Source organism: Novipirellula sp. (genome assembly GCF_041583735.1).
In the GTDB taxonomy this organism is placed as follows: Bacteria; Planctomycetota; Planctomycetia; order Pirellulales; family Pirellulaceae; genus Novipirellula.
This window is the reverse complement of the sequence record NZ_JBFHFD010000009.1, coordinates 13,359-25,243: the sequence shown is the minus strand read 5'-3', so window position 1 is coordinate 25,243 and position 11,885 is coordinate 13,359. Positions and strand designations below refer to the sequence as shown.

5 protein-coding genes are annotated in these 11,885 nt (G+C 55.7%); all 5 read right to left on the bottom strand.

Annotation, left to right across the window (positions count from 1 at the left end; all coding sequences use genetic code 11):
• Nucleotide 1: 1 nt before the first annotated feature.
• From ABX962_RS01720 to ABX962_RS01700, 5 genes are read right to left on the bottom strand one after another with little or no spacing between them, the layout of a single operon-like run.
• Nucleotides 2-2,815 (bottom strand): DUF1592 domain-containing protein, encoded by a 2,814-nt coding sequence (locus ABX962_RS01720; RefSeq protein WP_372716026.1) that lies wholly within the window; start codon nucleotides 2,813-2,815, stop codon nucleotides 2-4.
• A complete protein-coding gene (locus tag ABX962_RS01715; protein ID WP_372716024.1) occupies nucleotides 2,812-4,107 on the bottom strand; it encodes a DUF1552 domain-containing protein in 1,296 nt (431 codons plus the stop codon). The genes ABX962_RS01720 and ABX962_RS01715 overlap by 4 nt, the downstream gene beginning before the upstream one ends.
• On the bottom strand, nucleotides 4,104-6,779 hold the full coding sequence (locus ABX962_RS01710) for a sulfatase-like hydrolase/transferase (RefSeq protein ID WP_372716022.1): 2,676 nt from the start codon (nucleotides 6,777-6,779) through the stop codon (nucleotides 4,104-4,106). The genes ABX962_RS01715 and ABX962_RS01710 overlap by 4 nt, the downstream gene beginning before the upstream one ends.
• Nucleotides 6,776-10,606 carry a sulfatase-like hydrolase/transferase gene (locus ABX962_RS01705; RefSeq protein ID WP_372716020.1) on the bottom strand — a complete coding sequence of 1,277 codons (3,831 nt, stop codon included), beginning with the start codon at nucleotides 10,604-10,606 and terminating at the stop codon, nucleotides 6,776-6,778. The genes ABX962_RS01710 and ABX962_RS01705 overlap by 4 nt, the downstream gene beginning before the upstream one ends.
• Entirely contained in the window at nucleotides 10,603-11,883 is a 1,281-nt protein-coding gene (locus ABX962_RS01700; RefSeq protein WP_372716018.1) for a DUF1552 domain-containing protein, read from the bottom strand. Before ABX962_RS01700 ends, ABX962_RS01705 begins: the two co-directional genes overlap by 4 nt.
• Nucleotides 11,884-11,885 lie beyond the last annotated feature (2 nt).

The window sequence follows — 11,885 nt, the reverse complement described above, 5'->3', positions numbered from 1 at the left end:
ACTATCGGCTGCGGAACAACTCACTTTGAACAACGGCATGTATGATCGAACGCACACCAAATTGCTCCACCTCCGTTCTCGCAACGATCTCTTCAATCGCGGATCGATCGGCAAACGTCGTCGTCGCACCCGTCGAATAGACCAAGAGTCGATCAACCATCATCCGCGCGATCTCCCGCTCGTTCGCGGTGTAGATGCGTTTCAGCTCACGGACGTCGGCAAACTCTTGCCCGCTTGGTAACCGATAAGACGGGTCAACGGGCAAGCCTTTGTCGTAGCGAATCCGACGGTCGTACTTCTTTAGCCCAGCAAGTTCTGGATTGAGAATTCGGTAGTTCGTCCGGAAACGCCCCACGGGATCGAAGCTCTCCAGAGCAATGCCCGGTGGATCAATCTTTGCGTGACAGGATGCACAGGCTGAATCGCTACGGTGCTTTTCTAGTTGTTCGCGGAGCGTCACTGCTCCACGAATGTCGGGTTCCACGGCCGGAACGCCCGGCGGCGGAGGAGGCGAAGGCGTGCCGAGAATGCGTTCAAGAACCCACGTTCCGCGTACAACCGGCGAGGTGTTGGTGCCGTTCGCGGTCACCTTCAATACTGCCGCTTGAGTCATCACGCCGCCACGCATGGAGTCACGGGGAACCTTCACTACACTTGGCTGCATTCCTGTGACACCGGAGATACCGTAGTGCTCGGCGAGTCGGCGGTTGATGGTAATGAAATCTGAGTCGATGAGATTTCGAGCCGGCAAATTGTTGTTGAGCAAGTGTTGAAAGAACGCATGTGATTCGCTTAGCATCGACCAATGCAGCACCGGGTCGTATTCCGGGAACAACGCCAAGTCGGGAGTGGTGAATTCGATTTCATACAAGTCGAGCCACTGGCCGAGGAAATCTTCAATAAAGCGCCCGGATCGCTTATCACTGATCATCCGCTCGGTTTGTTGCCTGAGTACCTCGGGCTTTGCGAGCTCGCCCGACTGCGCCAATCGCAGCAGTTCGCGATCTGGAGTGCTGCACCACAGGAAATAGGCCAGTCGCTCGGCTAACGCAAAGTCGCCAGTGGACTCATCAGCGGACAACGTCGATTGGTGAAACAGAAACTGAGGGGATGTAAAGATCGCCTTGTAACCCGTCCTCATTGCCGACTCGAACCTCACGCCTTCATCGAGCCAGTCATGTACGAACGCGACATAACGATCGGCTTCGCTTTTAGTAACCGCTCTGCGAAACGCCAGCGGCAGGATGCGACGAACCAAGCGTTCCGCATCCGCCTTCGGGTTCTTCGGTGCCAGTGCCATGGTGCGAACCAAATCACCGGGATGCTGCGCGTCTTTGTAAATGGGTTCGCCGCCATAGGATGGCAGCGGGCTACCGATGGGCAAGTGATAAGGAGCCATTTGGTAGTCCGGCAACGGCTCAGTACCTTTTCGTTTTCCCTCCAATATCTCTCGAACGACCTTGCCTCGCCGGCGAGAATAGTCCTGTGCGACGAACTTCGCATCTTCGTCGAGTTGTCCAGCCAGTCGCTCCCACTTATTGCCGCCCTTTGGCCAATCGTCCGGCAGGGTGATTGGGTCTGCCGGAATGATCGGTGGCGAATGCAGTTGTACGTTTGGATCAGGGTTGCTCGCCCCGGTGATCGGTTCTGTTGTGACTCCACCGAACAGAACTTCCTGTCCCTGCGGAGGCCACGATTCAGTGATCGGCCCCTCGATCTCAAGCCATTGCACACAAACACCGGGGCCGTCCCATGTGACTTGCTCGTACTTTTGGTTCTTCGGGAATCGTTTGACCGGTAACTCAGACGGATAAAGATGCAAGAAATGTCCACGTAACAATTCGCCTTCCCACTCGTGGACCTCCGGTCTGTCCGACGCAATCTCCAAATGCTCCAACAAGCGGTGTTTGACGCGCAATGACTCCTTGTGTCCATTGCCGCCGACACGCATGGTCAGTGCAATTGGCTCTTTGCTATTGACCTTGTAGGCCGACACCTTGATTCGATACTTGCCGGTTCGCGGAACGACATACTGGCCCCAAAGTGCGTTGTGAGCGGACATGGATTCGGTGGCGTAGAGGATCATCCCATCGACGACAGGCAGAGTTGGGTGTTCGGCTCGGTAGACTTGCATGTAGCCGTTGCTGTTGAGCAACGAGAGCCGGAATTTCTGTGTCTCCGGTTTCTCCGTGAACTGCACCGCTTGGTCGATGGCTGAGTCAATCGCTTGCAGGTAGGCCTCCATCTGAACGCTGGAGATATTGAGCGCTGAACCAACGGTTGAAAAACCTTCGGCCTTCGCATCGGCAGGCAAGAGATCGGCGATGTCGAGTGGCGTTTGCAGTAGGTCCGAAAGCGTTGTTTCAAACTCAATCGCATTCAATCGCCTTGCGGTGACTCGCCCCAACTCTGCCTGCTGCGTTTTCTGTGCAGCGGCCAGCGCATCGGCGAGCGGAGCCAGCACTGTTTCGACTTCTTCCGCAGTGGGCTGTTCCGCGTCAGGCGGGGGCATCACTCCGGTATTGATTCGGTCATGCACCAGTTTCCAAGCGTCGAAGTTGGCAGGCTCGGCCAAATCACCTTGCAAGAACTTGAGTTCAAACTCGCCTTCGTCGGCACCATCGCCGTGGCATTCACCACAGTATTGATTCAGCAACTGTTTGGACGCGCGCAGGTCATCGGCTTGGGCTAGGCTGCATGGCGAGAACGCAAGGAGTAGGTAACCCGCAGCGTAAGCGAGGGACCACGCCGTATCGGTCCCTCGCATACGCTTCGGGTTACCAAAAGGCGTGCCGCCTGTTTGAATACGACTCATGATTGAAACTCCAATCCTCGAATCGTCCCAGTGCTGCTACCAAAGCGGTCAATTGGCAGTCCCATCCGCTGCAACATGCTCACATAGACATTGCACAGCGGTTCGTTATTGAAATTGTCGAATGCGAGATGCTGTCCGTGATTAAAGCCGCCGCCCGCCAACACGATCGGTACGTTCGTCGTGTTGTGACTGGACGCATTCCCCATGTCGCTACCAAACAGAACCATCGTGCGATCCAGCAGCGTGTCGTCCTCTTCCCGAGTCGCATCCAGTTTGGCAAGGAAATCTCGCAGGATTCCCATGTGTTGCTTCTCGATCACAGCAAGCTGAGCGAGCTTGTCCGCATCTTTGCCATGATGGGAAAGCGTGTGATAGCCCTCGGTGACTCCATCGATCGGCGGGACCGCAAAAAAACCAACGGACATGACCGTGGCAAGCCGTGTGGAATCGGTTTGCAAAGCGAGGGCGATCAGGTCGTACATCAGCTTGGATCGGCCAATGGTGTCGGCCTGATCGCGAATGTCGGCCGGCTCCTTGGCAACAACCTTCGGCTTCGGTTTGCGTTCCCACTCCTGCTGGCGAACCATCTCCTGCTCCACTTCGCGAACGCTGGTCGTGTATTCATCGAACTTCTGCCGATCATCGCGACTGAGATTTTTTTGCAGCTTCTTTGCTTCGCCCATTACCATGTCCATCACGCTCGCCCCTTGCCGAAGGCGTGTGATCTGCTGAGAGACTTCGGAGGAAGAACCGGGCGTGAACAGCTTACGAAACACCTTTGACGGGGATTCTTCGCCGGGAATCGGGACGCCACTTCGCGTCCAAGACAGCGAACCACCACCGTTAGCACTCAGAATCAACGATGAGATACGCGTCTGCTTGCCGATCGATTCGGCCACCAATTGGTCGACAGAAATGCTGTTGCGGAAACTCCCGCTGCCCGGATGCGGTGCCGCAGTCAGGAAGGATTTTTCAGCGGCATGGCCACCGTCAACGTGCGGGTGGGAGACGCCTGAGAAAACGGTCAGCTTCCTGCGAAGACCGCCAAGCACTTCCAGATATGGCGAAGGCGTGTAGTCGAAGCCCGTCTGCTCCGGTACAAAGTACGGCATGTGCAGACCGAGGTTGTTGCAAATGAACACCATCCGGCGCGGTTTGCCGTCTGACTCCGGCGTCACACGTCGTTCCTTTTCGGCAGCATCAACTGGCGACAATGATTGCAGCAGTGGCAACGCGAGCGTCACACCAGCACCTTGCAACAAACGACGGCGATTCAGAGGCTGTGAGTTCATTGTTTGTCCTTCGTATCAGCGGCTGCGTTAATTAGCGTTCGCCAAGTCGGGAAACGCTTCGCATCGCCCTCTGTCAGATGTCGCACGACTTGCATCAAGTCGGGGTCAAAGTAACTGGCGTACTCCATCACTCCCAACGCATCTTTCGGTTCATACAATCGACCCGCACGGTACTTTTCAATTCCCTCAGCGGCACGGCGGCGGTCGAGATCGACTTGCGTGTTGACCCATTCGGCATGAGTCTTCTTGCCCATGGCATACGGCACCATGAAGTCGACAGATTTTTTCAGCGAGCCGCCATCTGGAGATGCCCACGAGTACAACGCCAGCCCGTCGTCGCCCGCGAGCATTGCCAGTTCCATCGGCGGTTTCAGTGAACTGCCGTGGTAGGTCAAACTGTCACGATGTTTCAGGTCGCGACTGCTTCCGTCGGCGTAGAGGCTTTTGCGAACAAATCGCCTCACACCTTCGTTGGCCGCTTCCGCCCAGTCGTCTCGCTGCAGAATCAGTCCCGCCATTGCCAACAGCCGGACACTCTTGGAGTACCGGTTGGTCACATGCTCGGACTTCGCGACAGCCGGTTCATGCAATTCACCAATCTGCTGAACCCATGCGTCAACGCGTCGCCGTCGAAGCTCGTCAAACGAATCTCGCAGTGCAAGGTACGCCACCAGCAGTGGATGAAATTTGTTTTCGTTGACGTCGTTGCCGGTGGGCTCGTAAGTCGCCGCCCAGCCAGCAATTAAATGCCGCAGCGTCTTGGCGGTAAGTTCGTCGCCGGTCGCTTGCCAGTGTCGCATCAACAGCGCGATCTCGCTCATCTGATTCAAGTGTTCGACAGTTTTGATCCGCTTTGGATCTGTGTTGACCAGCCCCTCGTACTCAATCACGACGATTGGCCGCGGCTCAGTCTCAAGCAACGGAGTCGCCTGCTCCCCAATCGAAGCCGCCAACGCCGCAGCTTCGGGATCAGTCTTCACAAGCTTCCGCAACTTGGCGAGCTGCGCAGCGGTGAGCGGACTGACATCGGGAATCGAGAATTCGCCGACTTCTTTTTTGTCATCATCAGCCGGGGCTTCCTGTTGCGGAGGTTTGCGAGCCGCCATCACTCGTGATCGTAGCTGCATTGCCAGTTTCGACAGCAAGGGATCGTCATCTGCGAGTGCCGTCGTTTCGCCCGGATCAATAGAAAGATCAGTCGCGACCGCCGCAACGACAGACTCCGCGTCGTTCTTGTCCCACCACTGCGTATAACGATGGTTTGCCGTGCGGATCGAGTGACCAATCGTGCTGGCCTTGCCGACGCTGGCTGGATAGGACGAATAGGCGCTGTCACGGATCTCGGCGGAAGGCTCACGAAGAATCGGCGCGATCGATCGTCCTTGGAGATGCGATGGAAGGGGAATCCCCGCGAGTTCGCAGAGAGTGGGATAAAGGTCAATCAACTCGACGAGTGAGGACGATCTCGTTCCTCTTGGCTGTGCCGCCCCGGGATGGCGGATGATGAGCGGTACACGGGTGTCGACTTCAAAGTTGGTGTGCTTGCACCACGAAGAATGATCACCAAGTTTCCAACCGTGGTCACCCCACAGAATGACAATCGTATTGTCCGCAAGACTGTTTTCGTCCAATGCGTCCAGCAGTCGCCCGATGTGCGCATCGGTGAAAGAAACACAGGCGTGATAGCCGTGCAGCAGTCGCTGGTTGAGTTCGCCCGCCCATTCGGTTGGAGCTTCGTCCGTTGGAATGTCGCCATAATACTTGATCTCACCGGGATTCAGGTTGGCAGCCCCGACTGGGTATCCGGTGGGAACTCCGGAATTCGGCGGCATACGAAAACCCTCTCGCTCGTAAAGCTCCCAGTACCTTTGCGGCGCGTTGAACGGAAGGTGCGGCTTCGTAAAACCAACGGCGAGAAAGAACGGCTTGTTCTCAGCCAACATTTTCGTATCAAGCGACACGTCGACGAAACTCTCCGAGCGACCGCCAAGCTGGTTGATCAATCGGACAGCAAGGTCCGCTCGCCCGCCATCGATGTACGCATTGTCTGCAACATCAATTGACTCAGTCACAGGGCCTCGTTTGGGGCCTTTTCCCGTTTCCAGAGATTGCTTGTCATTGCGATAATGCGTTGCGATGTTTTCAGGATCGACCCAATGAGTCTCGTGCGCGAGATCAAACCAACGGTCCCAGTTGTCGCCATCGACCGCGTCGTGTCCCACTCGTTCGTGATAGATTTTTCCAAGACCGACTGTCAGGTAACCATGGTTCTTGAGATGCTGGTTGAGTGTCGTCACATCCGCGAGCTTTTTCCGCCAGTCTTTAACGTGGTAGCTCCGCAGGCCGGTTGATTCGGGATAGAGACCCGTCATCAATGAGATGCGCGAAGCACCACAAACCGCTTGGTTGCAGTAAGCACGATCGAAACGCATCCCGCTGGCGGCCAGCCGATCGATATTCGGTGTGATCGCTCTGTTTCCATAGCAGCCAAGTTCCGGTCGCAGATCATCGACGGCGATGAACAGAACATTGGGCCGATCAGCGGCCAGCGCAGGGACTGAACAAGCTAGAACGAGAAACGCGGCACACAGCCAATGTGAAAGGCAGATTTGCGTCATGCCCTCGCCTTGTAGCAAGCGTTGGCGATTCAAATATCGTGATTTGCGATTCATTGTTTGTTGGCTCCGACCGGTTGTTTTCTGAAATCTCCGCGCACCTGCATCTGAACGGCGTAGATGCCTGTTCTCGCAGTGATGAGTAGAGTTCGTCCGTCGATGCCGCCGAAGGTCATGTTGGCCGGGGTTTCAGGAACTTGAATCAATGCGATCTCTTTGGCGTCCGGTGAGAACACTCGAACGCCTTCTTTTGATGTCGTGTACAGGTTGCCCGCTTCATCGAGCGTCAGACCATCCGAAAACCGTGTCGCCGCGATTTGCTGATTAGAAAGATTTCCGTCAGCACCAATCGAGTAGCGAAAACACATTTGTGATCGCGGATCGGCGACGTACAAGCTTTTGCCGTCACTGCTGCCGACAATGCCATTTGCGTTCTTCAGATCGTATCCGACCTCACGCACAGTTTTGCGATCCGGCGAGATGAAGCAAACGGTCGCGTTGACGGCTTCTGGCGGAACGACCTTCGCGCGCTGCTTGTTGGTCACTGGAATGGTGAAGTAGATGCCACCGGAAGGAGCAAGCCACAGATCATTTGGCATCCCAATCGGTTTGCCATCGCAAGAATCCGCGAGCGTCGTTTCTTTGCCGTCAACCGATCGCGACACGATGCGCCGCCCACCCACTTCGCAAAAGATCAATCGACCCTCGGTATCGACAACGATTCCGTTGGACGCCTGCTCGCCAATGCGAACCAGCTCAAACTTGCCGTCTTCAGACATGCGATGGAGCGTTTTGTTGGGGATATCAGAAAAGTACCAATTGCCGTCACCATCCCATGCCGGGCCTTCGGTGAACCGGAACCCATCAGCAAGTCTACGGACCGGGCCGGACGTGAGCTGTTCTGGCTTTAATTCTTTCGATGCTCGTGCCGGCACATAATCGACTTGATAATCATCAGGAAGTGGCGTGACATGGTTCTTCGCGGCCCATTCATCCCAAGCGTTTGACAGTCTTGCTACCGTATTTGGAAGCATGGCGACCAGGTTGTTCAACTCGGTACGGTCCCCCTGCATGTCGTACAGTTCCCACGGCTGATTCCTCAGTGCTACCAACTTCCACTGCCCATCACGAACCGCACGGTTCCCTTCGTGTTCAAAGAAAAGTCTGCGCCGAGCGACCGTCTTTCCGTCAAGCAATGGCAGGAGGCTCTCGCCCTCGTCTCGGTGGCTTCCAGCCGCCGTTTCCCGATCCTTTCCGGCGGCAGGATGCCGCCGATACGCAGCATCCAGCAACGTCGGTAGGACGTCGATGAGGTGTGATGGCGTGTCGTCGATCGCCCCGCGACGCGAGGATTTTTCTCGCATTCGCGCTGGCCAATGCACGATGCAAGAGACGGCAATGCCACCTTCGTGGTTGTAGTGCTTGTAAAGCCGCCACGGAGTGTTGGAAACATTGGCCCATCCCGATCCGGCACTGTGGAAGGTACCGGGCGATCCCATCTTCTCAATCTCGTGACCAAGATGAAGCTTGTTGTTCGGACTTGATTTCACATCGAATCCAAAGTGATCCCATTCCGCACAGGCTCCGTTGTCGGACGTAAAAATAATCAAGGTGTTCTCTAGCTCGCCACATTCACGTAAGCCGTCAAGCACGCGACCGATGTTCTGGTCCATCGAATCGACCATCGCGGCATAGATCGCCATGCGTCTGGCTAAATCGGCCTGTCGGTCTTTATCAAGCGAGTCCCACGGCGGGTTTTCAGCGGGCTCAGATTCGCCCCAATCGAAATGGGGGCTACGCGGAGTCAAGGCAGTGTCTTTCGGAACAATGCCAAGTTTCTTCATGCGATCGAATCGCCGCTGACGCGCTACATCCCAACCATCGACATAGCGGTCGGCGTACTTGGCAATGAGCGGCTTCGGAGCTTGCAGCGGGAAGTGAGGAGCATTGAACGCAACGTATAGAAACCAAGGCTTGTCAGGCGTCTCGCGTGCCGCATCCAGAAAATCGATCGCGTGGTCGGCGAGAGCGTCCGTTCCGTAGAATTCATCGTTTCCGTATCGCCGCGACTTTCGTTCTTCCGGCAAGCGCAAGTAATGATCCGCATCCCAGAATGTCTTCGCGCTGGTCAGCGTACCGTAGAATTCCTCAAAGCCGTGCTGAGTCGGGTCATCGGTTCCGAGATGCCACTTGCCAGATAGGAACGAACGGTATCCTGCACCGGAAATTTGCTGGGCGATGGTCCCTGCGTCCTTTGAGACTTGTCCTCGATAGCCAGGCTGACCGATGTCTTTGGTCATGTGACCAAGGCCCACGCTGTGCGGATACCGCCCGGTAAGCAAACTCGCACGCGAAGGGCAACAACGGCCTGTCGTGTAAAACTGAGTCAGCCGCAGGCCATTCTTAGCAAGTTGATCCAGATTTGGCGTTTCGATTTCACTGCCATAGCAACCCAAGTCACTGAAACCCAAATCGTCCGCTACGATCAGCAGAATGTTGGGACGCCGATCATCTTTCTCGGTGTTGGCGGTGGGCTCAGGTTGGCGAGTAAACTCCAGCCAGTCGACATTGAAGCCACCCGTATCGCCAACCTTCAGCGTCATGGTTTGGAGACCGGAAGAAAGCTCGACGCTGCCAAGATTCTCTGCGGTCGCCCATCGATGAGCACTGCCGGTATGCGGCAACGCGACCGTACAGCTCTGGTTGTTACCGCTGAAATGCAGCTCCAACGTTGAGTCCTGATTGTTCGCCGAGGCATGCCCAGACACGACGTAGCGGCCGGCTTGCTGAACGTCGATGGAGTATCGAAGCCACTCGCCCGGCGCGGTCCATCCCAGATAGAGCGATCCCGGTGGTTCTGCATCGCCTGAAAAGGTGATATCACCCGAAAATCGACCGTGCGGCTTTTTCGTAAAAGAAAGGTCAACGCCTTCGCTTCGACGAAATGAAGCCTCGTCATCACCACGGGATAGATTTAGCTTCCCGCTGCCCTTGTTCAGTGCTTCGGTGTCGTGATAAGCCACACCTTCACCACCGTGGTCGAATTCCTCAGCTTCAACGCGACCGGGCAGTTTGAATGGTGTTCCTGAAAACGGTGTGGCCTTGCGTCCGTCGGCTGCCGCAGTTTCCAGTTCGCGAATCCGAATGTTGCGAAATCGAATTTGGTGCTTGTGGTATTCCTTGTTGATGACGCGGCCAGTCACCGCGATGTTGCCGTGAACCTGTAAACCAATGATGCCCTTTCGGTCCATCTTGTCTCGCACGTCGGCGCACGCGATATCGTTCACCCACGTTTGGATACGGTCGCCAACGCAGCGGATGCGAATGCGATTCCATTGGTCATCCTTGAACGCGGCTTGGGCTTCGGGCTTTCCATCCAAGTCATCAAGAAAGACGAATCGACGCGCTTCGTCATAGACGCCGCCGCTGCGACCGGACTCGGCTTTTGCGATTTCGATTTGATATCCGTAAACGCGATCCTTCGGCAGAGTAATCGTCTTTGGCTGCTTCGGGTTCTTAGTGATTGTGACCTGCGTTCCGTCGTCAGCGATTTGGCTACGGACCTGAATGCCAGAATTCAATCCGGGATCGCAGTGCATCTCTAACTCCAATTCAAAGTCCGCGTACTCACGTTCGCTGCAAAGAAACGAATTGGGGCTCATTCGAACCGTGGTGCCGACGATCATGCCGTCAACGACTTCAAACTTGGCGGTGCCGCTGCGAACGGTCCAGCCGGTGAGATTCTGTCCGTTGAAGAGTTGATTCCAGTGATTAGGCTCGGCAAGAGAATGTTCGTCTCCGTATGCGACAGGGACGGTGACGCCGGTCATTACAAACAGAACAACTGCTGTAGAGAGATGGGTAACTAATTTTCGGTTTTTCATGCCAACTCCAATCCACGCATGGTGCCTGTAGCAGTGGCAAACTGATCGGTTTCTATTCCCAGTCGCTGCAGCACACTGACAAACAAATTTGGCAGTGGATAATCGTGGCTGCCACCAAGAGAGAGATGCTGGGCATGGCGGAATCCGCCACCCGCGATTAACACTGGTAGGTTGTTGTTGGCGTGTGAGTTGCCGTTGCCGAGTGATGTGCCGTAGATGACGGATGTTTGATCGAGCAGTGAACCGGCCCCAACGTCGGAATCAGCCAAACCTGCCAGCAGATTTGCAAGTTCTTTGAACTGGGCTTCTTCGATCAGTTTCAGTTGGTCAAGTTTTTCAGGCTGGTTGCCATGGTGTGTCAGCGGGTGCGTCCCAGTGTCGACGCCAGCTATGTTTGGCTTGGCGTCGTTCTGGTGAATGTAGATCGAAATCAAACGTGTCGAATCGGTCTCCATCGCGATGCGGGCCAGATCGAACATCACTCGAGTTCGCTCGATCAATGCGCCGGGGTCTTTGAAGTCTTGAGGCGTCTCCATCGATACTTTGACCTTGGGTTGCTGCTCCCACTGCTCACTCTTATGCAGGCGTTTCTCCAAGTCGCGTACACCGGTGTAGAACTGGTCCAGCTTCTCGCGATCCGATGGCCCGACTCGACGTCCCAACTGGCGAGCTCGTTCGCCGACGGAGTCCAAGATGCTGCGTCCGCTGCGTAGCTTGGCGACTTGAGCGTCTACTTCCTGTTTTGATCCTTGCACAAACAGTCTGCGGAATAGTCGCGAGGGAGATTCTTCGCCGGGAATCTGAACACCAGACTGCGTGTACGACAGGCTCTGCTTTGTGCCCACCGACAGTGCTAGTGAGGGAAATCGAGTCAGGTGACCGATCCGTTCTGCAGCGTACTGATCGACAGAAATGGAATTGCGGAATCCGCCCATCCCCGGATGCGGTGCTGCTGTAAGGAAGCACTTCTCGGCGGAGTGCCCTCCGTCGACCTCCGGATGCGAGACGCCTGAAAAGACCGTCATCGAGTCTCGGAACTTGTCCAGAATTTGCAAGTACGGTGACGCTTCGTAGTCGCGGCCGTTACCCTTGGGGAAGAAGTACTTCGGCAAAATGCCTTGATTCGTTTGGATTGCAATGAGGCGTTGCGTCCCTGCCGATGCTTCGCTTGCAGCACACGCCGGAGTCATCGCGTCGAGCAGCGGAAGCGCTATTCCAACGCCTAGGCCACGCAGGACCGTTCGACGACTGATTGAAGGTTGAGAGACTTTGGTCATGA

What these genes read in the sequence shown, in the direction of transcription:
- ABX962_RS01720 (WP_372716026.1), bottom strand. Translation starts at nt 2,815, where the DNA reads ATGAGTCGTATTCAAACAGGCGGCACGCCTTTTGGTAACCCGAAGCGT.
- ABX962_RS01715 (WP_372716024.1), bottom strand. Translation starts at nt 4,107, where the DNA reads ATGAACTCACAGCCTCTGAATCGCCGTCGTTTGTTGCAAGGTGCTGGT.
- ABX962_RS01710 (WP_372716022.1), bottom strand. Translation starts at nt 6,779, where the DNA reads ATGAATCGCAAATCACGATATTTGAATCGCCAACGCTTGCTACAAGGC.
- ABX962_RS01705 (WP_372716020.1), bottom strand. Translation starts at nt 10,606, where the DNA reads ATGAAAAACCGAAAATTAGTTACCCATCTCTCTACAGCAGTTGTTCTG.
- ABX962_RS01700 (WP_372716018.1), bottom strand. Translation starts at nt 11,883, where the DNA reads ATGACCAAAGTCTCTCAACCTTCAATCAGTCGTCGAACGGTCCTGCGT.